This window comes from Streptoalloteichus hindustanus, assembly GCF_900129375.1.
In the GTDB taxonomy this organism is placed as follows: domain Bacteria; phylum Actinomycetota; class Actinomycetes; order Mycobacteriales; family Pseudonocardiaceae; genus Streptoalloteichus; species Streptoalloteichus hindustanus.
Genome location: NZ_FQVN01000005.1, coordinates 443,921 through 462,788, shown reverse-complemented (window position 1 = coordinate 462,788; position 18,868 = coordinate 443,921). Strand labels below are relative to the sequence as shown.

The 18,868-nt window shown below is 71.7% G+C and carries 14 protein-coding genes; 6 read left to right on the top strand and 8 right to left on the bottom strand.

The window, feature by feature from the left end:
- Nucleotides 1-122 precede the first annotated feature (122 nt).
- Nucleotides 123-488: a thioredoxin gene (gene trxA, locus BUE43_RS17900; protein ID WP_073484564.1), complete on the top strand. Its 366-nt coding sequence runs from the start codon at nt 123-125 to the stop codon at nt 486-488.
- A 214-nt stretch (nt 489-702) separates the two neighbouring features.
- Here the strand turns inward: trxA and BUE43_RS17895 are convergent, their stop codons facing one another.
- The 5 genes from BUE43_RS17895 to BUE43_RS17880 form a co-directional block, all read right to left on the bottom strand.
- Nucleotides 703-1,125 carry an SgcJ/EcaC family oxidoreductase gene (locus BUE43_RS17895; RefSeq protein WP_073484561.1) on the bottom strand — a complete coding sequence of 141 codons (423 nt, stop codon included), beginning with the start codon at nt 1,123-1,125 and terminating at the stop codon, nt 703-705.
- Between the two features lie 228 nt (nt 1,126-1,353).
- On the bottom strand, nt 1,354-1,548 hold the full coding sequence (locus tag BUE43_RS33530; protein ID WP_073484559.1) for a hypothetical protein: 195 nt from the start codon (nt 1,546-1,548) through the stop codon (nt 1,354-1,356).
- A gap of 3 nt (nt 1,549-1,551) precedes the next feature.
- A complete protein-coding gene (locus tag BUE43_RS34265) occupies nt 1,552-1,698 on the bottom strand; it encodes a hypothetical protein (protein ID WP_159447752.1) in 147 nt (48 codons plus the stop codon).
- A complete protein-coding gene (locus tag BUE43_RS33525) occupies nt 1,695-2,168 on the bottom strand; it encodes a hypothetical protein (RefSeq protein ID WP_143174225.1) in 474 nt (157 codons plus the stop codon). The genes BUE43_RS34265 and BUE43_RS33525 overlap by 4 nt, the downstream gene beginning before the upstream one ends.
- A gap of 254 nt (nt 2,169-2,422) precedes the next feature.
- A complete protein-coding gene (locus BUE43_RS17880) occupies nt 2,423-4,015 on the bottom strand; it encodes a GMC family oxidoreductase (RefSeq protein WP_073484974.1) in 1,593 nt (530 codons plus the stop codon).
- A gap of 654 nt (nt 4,016-4,669) precedes the next feature.
- On the opposite strand from BUE43_RS17880, the gene BUE43_RS17875 reads away from it, so the two are divergent.
- Nucleotides 4,670-5,575, top strand: a complete 906-nt coding sequence (locus BUE43_RS17875; protein WP_073484554.1) for an MBL fold metallo-hydrolase — start codon at nt 4,670-4,672, stop codon at nt 5,573-5,575.
- Between the two features lie 196 nt (nt 5,576-5,771).
- On the opposite strand, the gene BUE43_RS17870 is transcribed toward BUE43_RS17875, so the two are convergent.
- The 3 genes from BUE43_RS17870 to BUE43_RS17860 all read right to left on the bottom strand — a co-directional run bounded on the left by BUE43_RS17870 (nt 5,772) and on the right by BUE43_RS17860 (nt 8,876).
- Nucleotides 5,772-6,233, bottom strand: coding sequence for a hypothetical protein (locus BUE43_RS17870; protein WP_073484551.1), 462 nt, complete (start codon nt 6,231-6,233; stop codon nt 5,772-5,774).
- A gap of 440 nt (nt 6,234-6,673) precedes the next feature.
- Complete coding sequence (locus tag BUE43_RS17865) at nt 6,674-7,429, bottom strand: thioesterase II family protein (protein ID WP_073484549.1); 756 nt, start codon at nt 7,427-7,429, stop codon at nt 6,674-6,676.
- Nucleotides 7,430-7,625: 196 nt separating this feature from the next.
- A complete protein-coding gene (locus BUE43_RS17860) occupies nt 7,626-8,876 on the bottom strand; it encodes a GNAT family N-acetyltransferase (protein ID WP_073484547.1) in 1,251 nt (416 codons plus the stop codon).
- 2,199 nt (nt 8,877-11,075) lie between these two features.
- Between BUE43_RS17860 and BUE43_RS17855 the strand changes: the two genes are divergently transcribed.
- The 4 genes from BUE43_RS17855 to BUE43_RS17840 are packed head-to-tail and all read left to right on the top strand — an operon-like array spanning nt 11,076 to nt 18,815.
- Nucleotides 11,076-15,128, top strand: a complete 4,053-nt coding sequence (locus tag BUE43_RS17855) for a Pls/PosA family non-ribosomal peptide synthetase (RefSeq protein ID WP_083959783.1) — start codon at nt 11,076-11,078, stop codon at nt 15,126-15,128.
- A gap of 35 nt (nt 15,129-15,163) precedes the next feature.
- Complete coding sequence (gene dapF / locus BUE43_RS17850) at nt 15,164-16,060, top strand: diaminopimelate epimerase (protein WP_073484545.1); 897 nt, start codon at nt 15,164-15,166, stop codon at nt 16,058-16,060.
- A complete protein-coding gene (locus BUE43_RS17845; RefSeq protein WP_073484542.1) occupies nt 16,057-17,433 on the top strand; it encodes an aspartate aminotransferase family protein in 1,377 nt (458 codons plus the stop codon). Before dapF ends, BUE43_RS17845 begins: the two co-directional genes overlap by 4 nt.
- Nucleotides 17,430-18,815 (top strand): aspartate kinase, encoded by a 1,386-nt coding sequence (locus BUE43_RS17840; RefSeq protein WP_073484540.1) that lies wholly within the window; start codon nt 17,430-17,432, stop codon nt 18,813-18,815. Before BUE43_RS17845 ends, BUE43_RS17840 begins: the two co-directional genes overlap by 4 nt.
- The last annotated feature ends 53 nt before the right edge of the window (nt 18,816-18,868 follow it).

The window sequence follows — 18,868 nt, the reverse complement described above, 5'->3', positions numbered from 1 at the left end:
CGGAGGGCGGTCGCCGGAGCGGTCACGACACCGGCGTTCACCCGCCCTCCCGCCAGGGCGATCCGGCGGTGCCCCGACGCCGGGGCACATGCCACGAACCAGAGAGACAAGGAGATCCCGCCATGGCCACGACTCCCGTGGACAGCGTCACCGAGCGGACCTTCCGCTCCCGCGTGCTCAAGTCCAACCGGCCCGTCGTCATCCAGTTCTGGGCTCCCTGGTGCGCCCCGTGCCGGATGATGACCCCGATCATGGAGCAGTTGGCCGCCGAGCACTCCGCGGCGCTGGACGTGGTCAAGGTCAACGTGGACGAGGAGTTCGCCCTGGCGTCCCACCACCAGGTGTCGTCCATCCCGGCCTTCGTCGTCTACGCCGACGGCGAGCCCCGGGACTCGTGGGTGGGCGCCGCGCCCAAGTCGGTCATCGAGCAGTACCTCGCCGAGTACCTGGAGCCCGGAACGTCGGCCTCCGCGTCGTCCGCCCGGTAACGCGGGCACCGGACGGCCTTTCCCCACGGGGGTGGGGAAAGGCGTCGGCGGCTGGCCCCGTACTCGGGGTGCGGGGCCAGCCGCTCCCCGCATGAGTCCACTGTGGACCTCACGGGCTGGGTTCGCCCTCTGCCGAGGACGAGCCCAGCCCGTATCGCACATCAGGAGCGGGGCGGGAAGAACGGCGGAACGCCGCGTGCTCCGTGCCTGACGGTCACGAACCGAGCACTCCCGTGTTCTGGCACGCGGTCAGCCACCACCGCCCGTCCTCCTTCGCCATGACGAACAACGGCGTTCCCTCCCCGCCGTCCTCGGCCGGTTGGCCGTCGAGCCGCTCGTACCGCTGGCGCACCTTGACCGCGGCGACATCGGGTCGGATGAACAACACGTGCACCACGTCGAAGCTGACGGTGGTCCCGGCCATCCCGCCGGGAAGCACCTGCCGGGTGAAGTCCGCGATCGCGTCCCGGCCGATGAGGAGCTTGCCGTGCCCGGTCGTCCAGATCGCGTCGGACCGGAACAGGCCGACGAACTCGTCGACGAGTTCGTCGCGTTGCGCGTGCTGCACCCTGGCGACCACCTGCCGGATGGCCTCGACGTCCGCCTGGCGCGCCCGCTCGTCCTTCTCCGTCGTCATGCGCCCAGCCTGGTACCTCAACCCCGCTGGAGATCAAGACATACCGCCCAGAACCACCAGAGGTTCACCTCAGCCCGAACCTCCGAAGGCGCGCGACCCGAGCTGTGGCGCCGTTTCCTCGGCGAGGTGAGTCATGCGCCAGTCATCCGCCGCCAACCCCTCGCGGGCGAGCGCCACCCAATCCTGGCGGTCCAATGTGGATAGATACTCGCCGAGGACCAGATCGCGTCACCCAGGCGGCCACCCGTGTTCGTCATCCGCGGCGCGCGTCAGGTAGCGGGCCAACTGGGCGACCACGAAGTACCGCATCAGCGACGGCCCCAACCGACCGGCGTGCCCCACGAACGCCCGCAGCGCCGCACCGGCGGGTGGATACGACTTGAGGGTCAATCCCATGCCCTCGCTGTCGCTCGTGATCAGCAACAGTCAGCCGGTGTGGTCGACGAGCTCCGGGTCCTGGTCCTCTCCCGTGATCGCTTCGTGCAGGTGTGCGGCGGTGGCGCCCCTGCCGGCGAAGTACCGGTTGAGGTAGTCGCCGTCGCAGGACCGCCGCAGCAGCCACGACCGGTTCACGGACCGGCCGTCCGGCACCGGGACTCGACGACGTGGACGCGTCCCCATCCCGCGACCCGCTCGGCCAGCCACATCAGGGTCCGCCCTCCGCCCGTCCGGCGTTCGAGCGCGCGAGCGGTCAGCGGCGCGAAACGGTCCGACAGCAGGCCGATCGTCCGGATCAGCGGAATGTCGGCCTCATTGTCCACAGTGGTCAGCAGGGCGAGGCCGATCGTGGTGGCACAGCGGTCGGTGGCGTGCCGATCGAGCCAACGGCCGGTCTCGCGGACCCGGTCCGCGTCCGCACGGCAGGCGGCGGCGTTGATGTGGTCGTTGGGCCCGATGGGCACATCCACGTCGTGGAACGCGTTCGCGAGATCACGGGGATGTGCCGACAGATTGGCGAAGTGCTGGTCGAGGACTGCCGCGCCCTCCACGCCCACGCGTCGCCGGTCATCTCGGTCGGGCAGGCGTCGCCGGAAGTGCTGCACCGCATCGGGATACGGCTCGCCGTCGTCGGGGAGGGGGAGTCCGGGTTCTCGCGGTGCAGGCGGAGCGCGTGGTCGAACAGGGTGGTCCGGGGTCCGAGCGTCCCTGGCTCGGGCGACTGCCTCACCGGCGGGCGCGGGACTCGATTCTTCCGATCACGACCGGCCACCCTGCCACGCACCCTCGCGCCGAGACCAGCAACGGCCGCATCGCCGGGCCGGGAGCGGGACGTCGGCTCCTCGGCGAGCGGCGGCGCCTAGGCTGAGGGGTCTCCGCGCTCTGGGGGCATCGAGCGGCCCAGAACCAGGTCCGCGGCCTTCTCGCCGATCATCACCACCGGGGCCGTCGTGTTGCCGGTCGGGACCTCCGGCATCACCGAGGCGTCGGCCACCCGCAACCCGACGACGCCTCGGACGCGCAACTCCGGGTCCACCACCGCCAGATTGTCAATTCCCATCCGGCATGTGCCGACCTGGTGGTGGTACGACAACGTCGCCGCCCGGACGAACTCCCGCACCCGCGCGCGGTCCCGCACGCGGGGGCCGGGGGTGATTTCCTGGCCACGCCAGGCGTGCATCGCGGGCTGGCCCACGATCTCCCGCACCATCGTCACCGAGTCGACCATCACCTCCAGGTCGTGCGGCTCGGTGTAGATCCGGGGATCCAGGGCCGGCGGCTCGTCCGGATCGGGCGACCGTAACCACAGCCGGCCGCGACTTCGGGGGCGGTCGAGGCCGGCCATCACGGTGAACCCCTGCTCCGGCCTCGGCCATCCCGGTGGCGGGAAGGGAAATCCCATCAGCACCGGCTGGGTGTCCGGCACCGCCAGGCCGGGGTGCGACCGCCAGTACAGGTGCGCCTCCAGGCCCTGGCCGGACGGCGGGATCGGCTGCCGCGCGGCCCACACCAGCGGAACCACCAGGTGGTCGTGCAGGTTCTCCCCCACACCCGGCAGGTCCAACCGCACCGCGACGCCGAGTCGCGCGAGGTGCGCGGCCGGGCCGATCCCCGACAGCAGCAGCAACTGCGGCGAGCCGATCACCCCGGCGCACACCACGACCTCGTCCTCGGCGTAGGCGCGGTGGAACTGGCCGTCCGCGCTGTAGCCGACACCGACCACGCGGTCGCGTTCGACGACGAGGTGGTGAACCACCACGTTCGTCACCACCGTGAGGTTCGGGTGCCCGACGACGGGAGCGACGTAGGACGCCCACGCGCTGGCCCGACGCCCGGCCCGCATCATGCGCCGGGTCAGGCTCACCCCCTCGCAGGCCGTTCCCCGGCCGGCGTCGACCAGGGGCAGCCCCCACTGCTGCGCCGCGCGCAGGAAGGCGACGGCGAGCGGGCTCGGGTCGACGTTGCGCACCACCGGCAGCGGGCCGCGGCTCTCGTCCGGCGCCCCGGGGTCCACGGGGTGTCCCTCCGCCCGGCGGAAGTAGGGCAGCACGGAGGACCAGTCCCACCCGTAGCAGCCCTGGTAGGCCCAGTGGTCGTAGTCCGCGGCGCATCCGCGGACGTAAATCATCCCGTTCATGGAACTACAGCCGCCCACGACCTTGCCCCGGGGCCAGTACATCCGCCGGCCGACGCATTCCGGCTGCGGCTCGGTCCAGTACCCCCAGTCCACAGTGGACTCCCACAGCTCCAGCAGCCGGGCCGGGTCGTGGATCGCCGGGTGCTCGTCCCAGCCGCCGGCCTCCAGCACCAACACCCGCCGCCCGGCGTCCACCAGCCGCCGGACGACCACCGAACCGGCGGTGCCCGCGCCCACGACGACGTCGTCCCAGCTCCCGACACCCGCCTGCCGGGCCGACGTGAACGTGGCCCGCGTTGTGCTCTTTCGGTTCATCACGGACATTTCCTCATCACAACCCACTCGCACCGCGTGGCGCTTGCTTCCTGGCGATTGACAACACATGGCGCACACCCACGGAGCCGCCCGGCGGAGACCTGTCACAGCAACACGGTGTGCTACCACGTCGCGAGGCCGCCGGCCCGGCGAAAAGCGCGGAACCGTTCCGCCGAGGGGCGCCGCGAGAAGGGGGATTCACGTTCTGGCCGGCGAAAACCCCCGCCGGATCGGGATCTCCGGGTGGGCGCCTGATCCCCGCGGGTACTGGCAGGTTCGGATCTGACGAACCCGAACCCCGTGGTCACGTGTGCCAGCAGCGGATCAGGACGGCGGTTCGCCACGGCCGCGGCTGCCGCCCGCCACCGGCCCCCGACGGATCACCCGTTCGCGTTTGTCCGTCAGGGACCGGAATCCGTCGCCCCCGCAGGCCCGCCCGCGCCCGCGCGCACCGCCACACCCAGCGATCTCGGTGGTTTCCGCGCCGGGACACGACCCGAAGAATTCCCGTGTCCACGCTCGGAGAGCAGTCGCGATGCGCCGTCACCTCGCGGATTGGCATGATCGACCGGGAACGGAACAGATGCCCGGCGCCGGGACCAGCCCCTCGCCCTGCCCCGCATCTCCGACCACGCCCGCGAAAGGAGCGAACTCATGCCGGCACAAGTTAGCGTGTCCCGCCTCGGTCCCCGCGCCACCGCCTACGTCCAGCCCGACGGTGGCTGGTTCCTGAACAACGCCGGGTGGATCACCGGCAGCGAGCGCACGGTGGTGGTGGACACCTGCGCCACCGAAACCCGCACGCGTCGGCTCCTCGACGCGCTCGCCGCGCACACCGCCACGCCCCGCGCGCCGCTGGTCGCGGCCCTGACCCACGCCCACGGCGACCACACCAACGGCGCCCGGCTCGTCACCGACGCGGGCGGCACCGTCCTCGCCACCGAGGCCGCCGCCGAGGTCGTCGCCAGCGGCCCGCACACCTACCCCAGCGTCTTCGCCTGCACCACCTGGGGCGACATCAGCCCGCCCGAGACAACCGAGACGATCACCGCTCCGCTGCGCCTCGACCTCGGCGGCACCACCGCCGAGGTCATCCCCGTCACCGGACCCGCCCACACCGACGGCGACCTCGTCGTCTGGCACCCCGACGACGGCGTCCTGTTCACCGGAGACCTGCTCTCCCACGGCGTGGTTCCCCTGGGCCTGCACGGCTCCCTGTCCGGATGGCTGTCCACACTGGACTGGCTCACCGGGTTCGACGCGCGCTGGATCGTCCCCGGCCACGGTCCTGTCACCCCAGCCGACCAGGGTCTGGTCCCGAAGGTCGCCGAGTACCTGACCTGGCTGCTGGACACCGCCTCCCGCGTCCAGGATCCCAACGACCCCAGGGCGGACCGGGAAGCGCGCGCCCGGTGGCCGCACTGGATCGACGCCGAACGCCACGTCGCCAACCTGCACGTCGCCCACGCCGAGGTTCACGGCTACCCGCTCGACACCGCCGGCGCGCTCAAGGCGATGCTCGCCGCCACGGGCGAGGAGACCATCTCGCTCGACTTGTAACGCGCCACAGCCGCTTCCTCCTCCCGCGCGCGGGAGGAGGAAGCGGCTGGTGCCCGGAGTCGACGAGGCCGATCACGGCTGGAGTCGACTCAGGGCACGGCGCCACCTGACGTCGCCGCCCTTTTCTCGTTCCGCAGCCGGCGATTCCGGGCGGCAGGACGAGCTTCGGGCGTCACAGAGGGTCCATTGTGGATGGTCAGTCGCGAACCACGATGTCCCCACCCGTGATCTCGGCCTTCGGCGCCGGCCCCAGGCAGCGCGCGGCCCCGGCCCCCGAGGCGAACCCCATGCGGTCCCGCCCGCCGTCGTCGAGGACGGTGAAGCTGAAGCGGTCGCCCCGCTTCATGCCGCCGATCTTGTGGACCCTGCCCACGACACCGGTCACGACGGCGACGGGACGCCCGACGTCCAGACAGTCGACGGCGCCGTCGAACCACGCGACTTCACCGTTGTAGCGGTGTTCGAGCCGGAACGTCCCCCTCGCGCCCTCGCCGGCCCCACGCGCGTTGACCGACACGACGAACACGCTCTCGGGGTCGTCCCTCCGGACCTCCGCCCTGCCGACCACCGACGGCGACCCCGCCGCCTCAGCGGCCGACGGCGACACCTGGGTCAGGATCACGGCGGCCAGCCCGCCCACCAACGCCTTTCCGAGCACTGATCTCTCCTCCCGTGCGGACACGGCAAGGATCTCCGTGCCGGGACCGGGAAACCTCCCGCCGCGGCGGGAGCCCCGCTCCCCCGCCAGCGGGAGAACCCCCACCCCTGACCTCGGCCGCGACGGCGCACGAGTTGGCCGAGAGCCGGGCCACCACCGGCAAGACAGCTCTCGTGCCGTGACGAGACCCGGGGGCGGGGCGCGTGGACCGGCCACCACGCGCCCCGCCCCCATCGGGTCAGCACCGACAGGTTTTCGACAGCCGAGAGGCGGGAGAACAGGGACGACGTCCCGGGCGAAACAGTTCTCAGTGGATGATCGGAATCCCGGCCGTCCGTTCCGTCGTGAATCTTTCCTGTCCGGAACGCGGTCGCGGGAAAACCGGGTGCGGTCCAAACCAATCGCGGCGGGGGATTTCCACGCGCTCCTGGACGGCCCGGCTAGCGGGCGGGAACGCCCAGGGCGTCCGTCACGATGCCGGCGACCACGTCCACCTGGGCGTCCAGGTAGAAGTGCCCGCCGTCCAGGACCCTCGACTCGCCCCGCGCGTCGGACAGGTCGAGCCAGGCCGCGGCGTCCGCCGCGGACACCAGGGGGTCCCGCTCGCCCACCAGGGCGGTGACCGGACACCGCAGCCGGGCGGCCGGGTCCCAGCGGTACGCCCGCAACGCGGCGTAGTCGCCGTTCAGGGTGGGCAGCACCAGTGCGAGCAACTCCGGCTCCCGCAACGCCTCCGAGCTGCCGCCGAGCCGCTCGATCTCGGCGAGCAACGCGTCGTCGCCCTGGAGGCCGTCGCTGGGGCCCGGCCCGAGCGAGGGCGCGCCGCGCCCGGAGAGGAACACCCGTTCCGGCCCTGAGCCCGACCGCTCCAGGCGGACGGCGGTCTCGTAGGCGACGACCGCGCCCATGCTGTGGCCGAACAACGCGTACCTGCCGGTCCACGGGCGCAGCAGGTCCGCGACGACCTCGGCGACGCCGGTGAGGCTGGCCGGCGGCGGCTCGTGTCGCCGGTCCTGCCGCCCCGGGTACTGCACGGCCCACAACTCGACCGCCGGGGCCAGCGCACGGGCCAACCCCGCGTACGCGCTCGCCGCTCCCCCCGCGTGCGGGAAGCACACCAGCTTCACGTCCGACTCGACCGGCCGCCCGAAGCGCCGCAGCCAGCGCGGCTCCGTCCCGTCGCTCCCGTCGCTCACCGCTCCGCCTCCCCGGGCGCGGGCGTTCCCGTGTTGCCACACCGGCAAGGCCGGCTGCCAGAACAATTCGCCCGTGTTCTTCGCGGAGCGCGCACCAACAATCCCCCATTCCAGGAGAAGCGAGAGCGAGACGATTCAGCATGGCACGCGGCGGCGACGGCGGCAAAGAACGCCGGGGACGTGCCGCGCGGGTGGGTCAGTAGAGCGGGAATGCCCACCCGCCGGGGTAAACCGGCTCCCGTTCGCCGCGGAAGGCGACCGTGGCGCGGGCCACCGCGCCCGGCCGCTGTTCCCGCACCCGGCCGGCCGCCGCGAGGGACGCCAACGTCGTGCCGCCCAGGAAGATCGCGCCCAGCTCCGCCGAGGTCAGCACGAGGTCGGCCGCGGCGGTGGTGCGCTCGCAGCTGACGGCGTCGCCGTCGGCCCGCAGGTGGTGGCGGCCGGTGTTCCACGGGCAGAAGGCGTCCTCGACCTCCAGCACCAGATCCACCGGGGTCGAGTACCGGCGGCTCGTCAACGCTCGATCCACGTCGACCAGCCGCACCCACAACCGGTCGAGCACCCGGGAGCGCACCGCCCTGGGCTCCAGGAGCAGGTGCGGCAACGGCTCGTCGACGGCTCCCTCGTACTCGATCCACGGCAGCAGGTCGATCCCGGCGAGGAACCGCCACAGCGCGGCGTAGGCCGGGCGCGAGGCCGCGGCCAGTTCCACGACCTCCACCGTGCTGGCGTTGTCGCCGGAGGCGTCCTGGGCGAGCCGGTTCCGGTAGAGGACGTAACCGGTGGCCCGGCCGTCGGGATCGCGGTGGACGGCGTACCGCAACGAGGTCGCGCCGGCGCTGAACAGCGAACCCTCGAACAGCCGCGCCGCCCAGAAGCGCTCGGTCCGGTCGAGCCAGCCGACCGAGGCCAGGCGGACCTGGTCGTAGACCTCCTCGACCAGGGGCCGGGCCTGGTCGCGGCCCAGGAGCCGGACGCTCCCGTCGCCGAAGTCCGTGCCAGGCCGGAAAACCAGGGCGCGCCGGTCGCACCGCAGCTGGTTCCCCCTGCTGGCCGGGCCGTAGCCGTAGCGACCGTAGATCGCGCCCTCGCTGGGGTGGAGCACGGCGACCGGCTCGCCGCCGCCCTCGTGCAGCTCGGTCAACTGGCGGCGCATCATCGCGGTGAGGATGCCGCGTCGCCGGTGGGTGGGCGCCACTCCGACCGCGGTGACGCCCGCGACCGGCAGCACGGCCCCCGGCACCGTCAGGGTGCGGGAGTAGATCGCGGCGCCGCCCACCGGGACGTCGCCGTCGAACGCGGCGAGGGTGCGGTCCCACTCGATGGTGGCCCGCTCGTGCGCCAGCTCCGCGTCGCTCCGGTCGATGCCGTAGGTGTCGGCGATCATGCGTGCCCAGACCTCGAACTCGTCCTCGGTGACGGGGCGGAGGGGATAGGGGTCAGTCATGGCTCCTGCTTAGTGGGCGGCGAACCAGGGGGCCATGGGGCTACCCCCACCCCCAGACGTATGTCCACTGTGGACAACTTGACGGGGTCAAGGGAACCGTCGCTCGCGACCGCCGTGGCCGTTCTCCCGGGCGGACCCGGGGCGCTGCCGACGGGACCGCGGGGCGAGGTGCGCCGGAGTCGCGGTTCTCGACTCCCTCGACCAGTGCGCATCGGAGAAGTCGGCAGGACAGCGACGTCCTGACACTTGTTGTCACAGTCAACAGAGCGTGACCGTCGCGACCACCACACCGCCAGTGACGTTGTCAAGGTCTTCTACGCCACAACGGCGCGCCCGAACGTCGGTTTGACAGCAAGCCGTCGGCATCAGACCCGGCCTCCGACCGGCTGCCAGCACCACGCCGACACCGGGAACCACCGGAGAGCCCACCGAATCGTTCGCGCCACTTCCCCTGGGAGCAGTGCGTTTCCCGGGGCGACGCCTCAGCCCGGACCGGGGCCCACCGTTCACCGAGGGCGAACAGAAATGTCCACTGTGGACATGCCGGGGCCAGGGGCAGATCGGCTGGCAGGACCCCGTTCCACCAGCCCGCACTCGACCCTCCAAATCGGACACTCGATCCGGAGTGGACATATCGGACACGCGACGGGTAGCGTGAGCCACACGTCGCCGGACGTGCGAGCCGCGTCGCCCCCGCCAGACATCCGCTCATCCCGTCGTACCCCGGGCAGCCGAACCCGACCGCACCCCAGAGATCCCGCGCCAGAACCCCTTGTCCTGACGACGAGAGGGGGCCGCGAACCGGTGGCGAGCGCCCGAAGTGACCTCTCGCGGAGCCAGAAAGCCCAGTGCCGTTGGGCCGATCGCCGAGCGCGGGTGCTCCGCTCGCGTCACCCGCCGCCGGCGAGGCGCGGCGCGATCCGGGGGTCGACAGGGGCGGCCGGCACCGCGAGGAGCGACCAGGTGTCACCTTTTCGGCCCAACGAAAGCCGCCCATGACGAGGATCGTCCCGGCGACTTCTTGGGTACACCATGGACAACAGGAACACGGTCCCCCGGTCCCGGCAGCGACGAGCTCGCGGTCGCCCGGGCCGCGTCCGCCAGGAGCACGACAACCCCGGGCGGACCACACCCCGTCCCGGGCGTCCCCACCGCGCCGGGTCGGGGAGTCGACAGGCGATCGACAGGATCTGACGAGCGCGCAGATCTTGCGAGGATCTGTCATCGTCGCCAACCGCCCTGTGTTACGTGCGTCTTACACCGAAGAGATCCTCCGTGTTAACCCGCTGGTGACGCGCCCGCGGCACCCAACGGGCCTTGCGACGGACGGACCAACCCGCACCTGCTTTCGGTGCAGTGAGCCGGGACCGCTCGGATGCGCCGCCCCGAGCGATGACAGCTTCCCGCCCCCCGGCCAGGACACCTCCGACCAGCGGTGGGAGGCGCGATGACCAGCGACGGGGACGAGCCGGCCGCCACGCCGCCCCCGCCGGCCGGGAAAAATCTTTCTTTCGCCAGCGAACAAAATAATTCGATGCAATAGTGCGCACAGCCGCCCTTGTGGTGGTCTCCGCGTGGCGCGCCGTTAACCTGGTCGACAGACGGACAGCCGGCTCGCACTGGTCCGTTCGGACCAGCGGAGTGCTGCCCGGTTCGCACCAACCGACTGGGCCGCCCGCCTCAGGCTTTCGATGTGTGCTGGCCGCAAACAGCCGGGTATGACATTCTTCCCGAGTAATCAGGTTGCCCCGGTTCGGGCGGCGCGACGAGGCGCGGTCACCAACACCCGGTCGTGAATGGCGCTGTTCGCGGCCGAGTGCGGAACCGGCCCGTCGGGACCGACCTGACCCGCGACACCGGGAGCGATCCCGGTACCCGCGCCTCGGCGACGACGTCGGCGCGCGGCAGCGGGATACCGGCTGATCTGGGGGAATACCGTGATCCAAGGGAAGGCAGGGGACGAGGCCACCGCGGCCCGCCCCCCGCCCGGTCTGACCCGACGCCGATGTCGGCACGGCGTGGACGCCGCCGGAACAGTTCCGCGGACCTAGCGGACGCGACCGCCCGGATTCTTCCGGCGCGGGGTCCCGACGCGCCCTTTTTCGGGACCCGAGGTCAACTCAGGAAATCAACGTCGTCATGACGGGAACGTGACGACGAAACGACGTTTCAACGTGCAGCTCCGGAAAGGGAGGTGCAATGCCGGCACAATCGGCCACTCGTCCCGGTGGGATCGCGGTCGCCGACCGACCCCTGGTCCTCGACGGTGACGGGGAGGCAACACCCGCGCTTTTTCTGCACGACTACTTCGAGCTGAGCCGGAACCGCGCGCCGCAGACGATCTCGGTGGTCTGCGGGGACGTCGAGCTCAGCTACGACGAGCTCAACCGCCGGGCGAACCAGCTCGCGGCCCTGCTCCAGCAGCGGGGGGTGACGGCCGGCGCGACGGTCGGCATCCTGCTCGAGCGCTCCGTCGACACCTATGTCGCGATCCTCGGCGCGCTCAAGGCGGGCGCGGCCTACGTGCCGCTCGACCCGTCCTTCCCCGCCGACCGGCTCGCGTTCATCGCGGAGGACTCCGCCTTCCGGTTCCTCCTCACCACCTCGGCCTTCGCCGACCGGGGCAGCGACCTCGACTGCGCGGTGCTGCCGCTCGACGAGCTCGCCGACGAGGTGGGCCGGCTGCCCGACACCCGGCCCGAGGTCGACCTGGACCCGTCCTCGCCGGCGTACGTCATCTACACCTCGGGCTCCACCGGCAAGCCCAAGGGTGTGGTGATCTCCCACGCGAGCATCGTGAACTTCCTGCGGGTGGCCACCCCGATCTACGGGGTGACCGCGCGCGACCGCGTGTACCAGGGGATGTCGATCAGCTTCGACTTCCACCTGGAGGAGATCTGGCCCGCGTGGGTCGCCGGCGCGACCCTCGTCGCCGGCCCGACCGACGCGCGTCGGTTCGGCCAGGCGCTGGCCGACTTCCTCAACGAGAACCAGATCACGGTGTTCTGCGCCGTGCCGACGCTGCTGACCACCATCGAGTCCGAGCCGGACTCGGTGCACACGCTCCTGGTCAGCGGTGAGGCCATGCCGCCGGACCTGGTGCGCCGCTGGTGGCGGCCGGACCGCCGCATCCTCAACTGCTACGGGCCGACCGAGGCCACCGTCTCGGCGAGCTGCTGCGAGCTGACGCCGGAGCGCCCGGTCACGCTGGGCACCCCGTTCCCCACCTACGTCTTCTACGTGCTGGACGAGGACTTCCGGCAGGTGCCGGAGGGCGAGACCGGCGAGATCTGCATCGGCGGCCCCGGCCTGGCCATCGGCTACCTCAACCGGGAGGAGCTGACCGCCGAGCGGTTCATGCCCAACCCGGTGACGGCGGACCGCGACACGGTGCCGCTGGTCTACCGGACCGGCGACCTGGGCCGGGTCACCCCGACCGGGGAGTACGAGTACCTGGGCCGGATCGACACCCAGGTCAAGATCCGCGGCTACCGGGTCGAGCTGGGCGAGATCGAGCAGGCGATCCGGGAGGACCCGGCGGTCGAGAACGCCGTGGTCGAGCTGGCCAGCCGGGACGGTGTCGCGCAGGACCTGGTCGGCTACGTCACCCTGAGCGACGGCGCCGACAGCGGGGCCGACGACGGGCACGCCGAGCTGCGGGAGCGCCTGCACGCCACGCTCCGGCGGCGGCTGCCGTCCTACATGGTCCCGTCGTTCATCGAGGTCCTCGACGAGTTCCCGCTGCTGGCCGCGGGCAAGGTGAACCGGAAGCTGCTGCCGCCGCCGTCCTCGCCGCCGCTGGGCGCGAAGGCCGGGCCGCACGTGCCGGCGGAGACCGACCTGGAGCGGCAGATCGCCGCCGCGTTCGAGCCGGCGCTTGGCTCGGGCCCGGTCTCGGTCACCGCGGACTTCTTCACCGACCTCGGCGGGCACTCGCTGGCCGCCGCGCGGGCGATCTCCCTGCTGCGCAAGGAACCCGCGTTCGCGGGCCTGTCGATGGGCGACCTCTACACCCACCCCACGGTGCGGAGCCTGGCCCAGTACGTGGAGACCGAGCTGGCGCCCAGCGGCGAGGCGGAGACGGTCGACTGGCCGGAGCCGATCCGGCACTCCAGCCTGCGCTACTACCTGTGCGGGTTCGCGCAGCTCGTGCTGCTCTACTCCTACATCCTGGTCCTGGGGCTGCCGGCGCTGGTGCTGGTCTACGCCCTGGAGCTCAAGCTCCAGATCTGGTCGCTGCCCCCGGTGATGAGCGAGCCGCTGCACGCGTTGGAGCGCATCGACCTCCTGCCACTGGCGGGGCTGTGCGTGGCCTGGTTCGTCGTCACGCTGTTCGTGCTGCCGGTGGTGGTGGGTCGGTTGGTCCAGCGGGGCATCAAACCCGGCTGGCACCGCATGTGGGGCCGGACCTACCTCCGGTTCTGGTTCTACGGCAAGGTCGCCGCGCTGGCCCCGGTCGGCGTGCTGGCCGGAACGCCGTTGCTGCCGCGGTACCTGCGCCTGCTGGGCGCCAAGGTCGGCAAGGACTGCCACCTGTCCACCCCGACCATCGCCCTGCCGAAGTTCGTCGAGATCGGCGACCGGGCCAGCATCGGCACCCTCGCCCGCATCCAGCCCTACGCGGTGCAGGCCGGCTGGCTGCGCATCGCGCCGGTCCGGATCGGGTCGGGCGCCTACGTCGGCGCCGCCACGGTCGTCCTCCCCGGCAGCGAGATCGGGGACAACGCCTCGGTGGACCACCAGTCGCTCGTGCACGCCGAGCAGCGCATCCCCGCCGGGGAGCACTGGGCCGGCTCGCCGAGCCGGCGGATGCCCGCGCGTCCGGTCCTGCTGCAGGCGGTGCTCGACCGCGAGCCCACCGGCCGGTGGAGCTTCGGCCTGGTGCTGGGCTACGTCCTGGCCACGGTGGTGCTGCGCGTGATGCCGTGGGTGATGTTCCTGCCCAGCCTGGTCCTCACGCTCTACGTGGCCAAGTTCTACGGTCTGTTCTGGGCAGTGGCGGCCGTGTTCGTCAGCGGTCCGCTCCAGGTCCTCCTCACGAGCCTGGTGCTGGTCGGGGTCAAGCGCCTCGTGATGCGGTCGGTGAAACCGGGCGTCTACTCGTGGAAGAGCTGGTTCGGCCTGCGGCAGTGGTTCACCGAGCGCCTGCACGGCATGACGTTGACCCTGCTGTGGACGATGTACTGCACGCTGTACGTCATCCCGCTGCTGCGCGGCATGGGCATGAAGCTGGGCCGCTGGGCCGAGGTCGCCACCCCGGCGTTCGTCGAGCCCGACCAGGTCGAGATCGGGAGCAAGAGCTTCCTGGCCGCGGGTGTCATCCTGGCCCCTCCGGTGTGCCACAACGGGAACATCGCGGTCCAGACGGCCAAGATGGACGACTTCAGCTTCCTGGGCAACACGGCCCAGCTCCCCGCGGGAGCGCACCTCGGGCGGCGGTCGCTGCTCGGTGTGCAGTCGGTCCCGCCGGAGAAGCCGATCGAGCCGGAGACCACCTGGCTGGGCTCGCCGTCGTTCTTCCTGCCGCGCCGGCAGGAGAGCGCGAAGTTCGACCCGAAGCTCATCGACACGCCGACCGCCGGCATGGTCGCGCTGCGGCTGCTGATCGAGTTCTTCCGGATCAGCCTGCCCGGCATGATCACCATGCTCGGCACGACGCTCACCTTCTACGTCACGGTGACGCTGGCGACCACCATCCCGGTGTGGGAGGTGCTCCTGCTGGCCCCGTTGCTGTGGTGGGGGGCCGGTCTGCTGAACACCCTTGAGGTGGTCCTGCTCAAGTGGATCATCATGGGCCGGTACCGGCCGCGCACCGAGCCCTACTGGGGCCTGTGGGTGCGGGGCACCGAGTTCATCACCGGCCTCTACCAGTCGGTCGTGCTCCGGTCGCTGCTGGGCCAGTTCTGGGGAACCCCCTGGGCGGCCCCGATCCTGCGGCTGTTCGGCACCAAGATCGGCAAGAGGGTGTGGCTCAACGGCGGGTCGGTCACCGAGTTCGACCTGGTGCAGGTGGGCAACGACGCGATGGTCGGCGAGTTCTCCGACCTGCAGACGCACCTGTTCGAGGACCGGGTCATGAAGATGTCCTGGGTCCGGGTCGAGGACGGCGCGACCGTCGGCACCGCCTCGGTGGTGCTCTACGACTCGGTCGTCAAGCGCGACACCTACCTCGACGCGTTCTCCCTCGCGATGAAGGGCGAGACGTTGCCCGAGGGGACCCGCTGGCGCGGGATTCCCGCCCGCCCCCTGTGACCCCGAGTGCGTGACCACTCCCCGGAAGGGATGTCATGTCCGATCAGCACAACCAGGTGCTCGACAGCGAGCTGACCGCGTTCCGCGAGCGCGTGGTGGAAGGTGTCCGGTTCGACACCCTGCGGTTCTGCATCATGCACGGCGACGGCAACGTGATCATGATCGTCGACGAGCGGCTGAGCGGGCTGGCGGCCGAGTCCGTCACCTCGACCCTGGCCCGCGAGCTCTGCCAGTCGTTCACCGTGCCGAAGGTGGACGGGGTGGCCTTCGTCCGGCCGACCGTCTCCCCGCTCCGGATGACCTACTTCGAGCGCGACGGAACGCACGCCCAGATGTGCGGCAACGCGCTGCGCTGCCTGACCCGCTACGGCGTCGAGCGCGGCTACCTGTCCACTGAGGACAGCGTCGAGACCGACGACGGCGTCAAGCGGGTGTCCTTCGTGGACGGTGAGGCCCGGGCGGCGCTCGGCCCGGGCCGCGAGTACCAGCAGGTCCGGGACAACTGGTACTTCGCGTTCAGCGGCCTGCCGCACCTGGTGGTCGTCATGGACGACCTCGACGCCTTCAACGCCGTCAACGTCCGGGTCGACGGCGCGAAGCTGGCCCACGACGAGGAGCTGTGCCGGCAGCTCAACCACCCCGAGGGCCTGCACGTGAACTACCTGCACCGCGGCGAGGACCACATCGCCATCCGCACCTTCGAGGTGGGTGTGGAGGACGAGACCAAGGCCTGTGGGACCGGCGTCGCCGCGACCGGCTACATCGCGCACCGCGCGTGGGGCATGCCCTACCCCCTCCGCGTGCGCGTCCCCGGCGGCGTGATGACCGCCGAGGACGGTGAGCACGGCCTGACGATCAGCGGGGTCACCGGCTACCTGTTCACCGAAGACGAGACACCAGTGGCAAACGTGTTCCAGAGGAGTGTCCTGTGACCATCCACGCACCCGACGTCCTGACCCGTCCCCACGTCGGGTCCGACCTCCCGGGGCCCCGGTCGGCCGAGCTGCTGGCCCGCCAGGAGCAGCGGGAGTCCAACGCCCGCACCTACCCGCGCAACCTGCCGATCGCCATCGCCGAGGGCACCGGCAGCTTCGTGCGGGACGTCGACGGCAACGTCTTCATCGACTTCCTCACCGGCGCCGGCGTGCTGTCCCTGGGGCACAACCACCCCGAGCTGGTGGAGGTCGTCGCCCGGCAGGCCTCGGTCCTGGTGCACGGCCTGGACTTCCCGACCCCGGTCAAGGACGCCTTCATCGACGCCCAGCTGTCGATGCTGCCGCCGACCCTGCGCGACGAGATGAAAATCCACTTCTGCGGCCCGACCGGGGCCAACGGCGTGGAGGCCGCGCTCAAGCTCGCCAAGGTCGTGACCGGGCGCAGCGAGGTCATCTCGTTCCAGGGCGGGTTCCACGGCTCGACCCACGCCGCGATGTCGGTGACCGGCCTGGTGTCGCCGAAGGCCCCGGTGGGCAACCGGATGCCGGGCGTGCACTTCTTCCCGTACTGCTCCGCTGCGCACTGCGCCGAGGGCCTCACCCCGGACAGCTGCCTGAGCGACTGCGCCGGGTTCCTGGAGCGCTCGCTGCGGGACCCCAACGGCGGCATCCCGCTGCCGGCCGCGGTGATCCTGGAGCTGGTGCAGGGCGAGGGCGGCGTCGTGCCGGCCCGCAAGGAGTTCGTGCAGCGGGTGCGTGAGCTGACCCGCGAGCTGGGCATCCTGATGATCGTCGACGAGGTGCAGACCGGCTGCGGCCGCACCGGCACCTGGTTCGCCTTCGAGCAGTACGAGATCGAGCCCGACGTCGTGGTGGCGTCCAAGGCGCTCAGCGGCATCGGCCTGCCGATCTCGCTGATCTTCTACAACCGCGCCCTGGACCAGTGGAAGCCCGGTGCGCACATCGGCACCTTCCGCGGCAACCAGCTCGCCTTCGCCACCGGCGCGGAGGCGGTCCGCATCGTCCGGCGCGACGACGTGCTCGCCAACGTGCGGGATCGCGGAGAGCAGGTCGCCGAGCGGTTGGCCCCGCTGAAGAACCAGGCCTGGGTGCGCGACGTCCGGGGCCTGGGCCTGATGTGGGGTGTCGAGCTGGCCGACCCGGCCACCGGCAAGCCCGCCACCGCGCTGGGCAAGGCGGTGCAGCGGATCGCGCTGCGGAACGGCCTGATCCTGGAGCTGGGCGGCCGGCACGACGGCGTCGTCCGGATGCTGCCGCCGCTCAACGTCACCGCCGAGGTCCTCGACACCGCCTGCGACATCTTCCTCGACGCCGTCGACACCGCCCTGAAGGAGTTGGAGCTGTCATGAGTCTGCTGGTGCAGAAGTTCGGCGGCACGTCGGTGGGGAACGCGGCCCGCATCCAGGCCGTGGCCCGGCGGGTCCGGGACTGCAGGGAGGCCGGTCACGACGTCGTCGTGGTCGTGTCCGCCATGGGTTCCACCACCGACGAGCTCGCCGCGCTCGCCCAGGAGCTGTCCTCCGCCCCGTCCAGCCCGCACCACGACCAGCTGCTCAGCACGGGCGAGCTGGTCTCCACCGCCGCGCTGGCGCTGGCGCTGGCCGAGCTGGGCGTGGCCGCCCAGCCGGTGAGCGGGCCGGACGCGGGCATCCTCACCGACGGCGTGCACGGCCGGGCCCGGATCGTGCACGTCGACCCCGCGCCGCTGACGCGGTGGATCAAGCAGGGCGTGGTCCCGATCGTCGCCGGGTTCCAGGGCGCGGCCGCCACCGGTGGCGCGTTGACCACCCTGGCCCGCGGCGGCTCGGACACGACCGGGGTGGCCCTGGCCGCCGCGCTCGCCGCCGACGCGTGCGAGATCTACACCGACGTGGACGGGGTGTTCACCTCCGACCCCCGGCACGTCGCCAACGCCCGCATGATCGAGACCATCGGCTACGAGGACATGGCCGAGATGGTCACCGGCGGCGCGCGGGTGCTGGCCCAGTCGGCCGTGGAGTACGCGGCGGCCAACCGGGTTCCGGTGCACGTGCGGTCCAGCCTGAAGCCCGAGCCGGGCACGATGGTGGGCACCGAGTCGCCCCGCGAGGGCGCTCCCGGCCAGGACGTCGTGGGTCTGGCCCACCAGAAGGGGCAGTGGCGCTGCCGCATCCCGGACGTGGGCGAGGAGGCGCTGCCGGCGGTCTTCGGCACGCTGACCGGCACGTCGGTCCCGCTGGACCTGGTCCGGGTGGACGCGGACAACTCGCTGCTGTTCACGGTGCAGGCCGACGACCGGCTGGAGATCGAGGCGGCGCTGGCGGAGCTGCGGGAGAGCAGCGACATCGGCGCCGACGAGTGGACCGGGCCGTTCGGCAAGGTCTCGTTGGTGGGCCGGGGAATCGGCAGCCACCCCGAGGTGCTGCCGGGCGTGCTCGGCGTGCTGCGGGCCCGCGGCATCGCCGTGCAGGGCATCGCCATCCACCCCCGCCGCCTGGCGCTGCTGTGCCAGGAGGAGGACCTGATGCCGGCGGTGCTCGCGCTGCACGCGGCGTTCCTGGAGAAGGGGGTCGAGCCGGCTCCGGAGCTGGCGCCGGCCCTCGGCGGGACCTCCCGCTGGCTGAGCACCGACGGTTCGGCCCCGGTGCTCGACTCCCCGGTGCTCGACTCGCCGGTGCTGGACTCGCCCGTCCTGGAGTCGCCCGTCCTGGACGCGGAGCCCCGCAACGGTGAGGTGAAGAACCCGGCCTGAGCCGGCGCTGTCCCGGGTCCCGTCGGAGACGACCACGTCTCCGACGGGACCCG

Bases quoted from the DNA above. Each gene is read 5' to 3' on its own strand.
- trxA (WP_073484564.1), top strand. From the start codon at position 123: ATGGCCACGACTCCCGTGGACAGCGTCACCGAGCGGACCTTCCGCTCC.
- BUE43_RS17895 (WP_073484561.1), bottom strand. From the start codon at position 1,125: ATGACGACGGAGAAGGACGAGCGGGCGCGCCAGGCGGACGTCGAGGCC.
- BUE43_RS17880 (WP_073484974.1), bottom strand. From the start codon at position 4,015: ATGAACCGAAAGAGCACAACGCGGGCCACGTTCACGTCGGCCCGGCAG.
- BUE43_RS17875 (WP_073484554.1), top strand. From the start codon at position 4,670: ATGCCGGCACAAGTTAGCGTGTCCCGCCTCGGTCCCCGCGCCACCGCC.
- BUE43_RS17860 (WP_073484547.1), bottom strand. From the start codon at position 8,876: ATGACTGACCCCTATCCCCTCCGCCCCGTCACCGAGGACGAGTTCGAG.
- BUE43_RS17855 (WP_083959783.1), top strand. From the start codon at position 11,076: ATGCCGGCACAATCGGCCACTCGTCCCGGTGGGATCGCGGTCGCCGAC.
- dapF (WP_073484545.1), top strand. From the start codon at position 15,164: ATGTCCGATCAGCACAACCAGGTGCTCGACAGCGAGCTGACCGCGTTC.
- BUE43_RS17840 (WP_073484540.1), top strand. From the start codon at position 17,430: ATGAGTCTGCTGGTGCAGAAGTTCGGCGGCACGTCGGTGGGGAACGCG.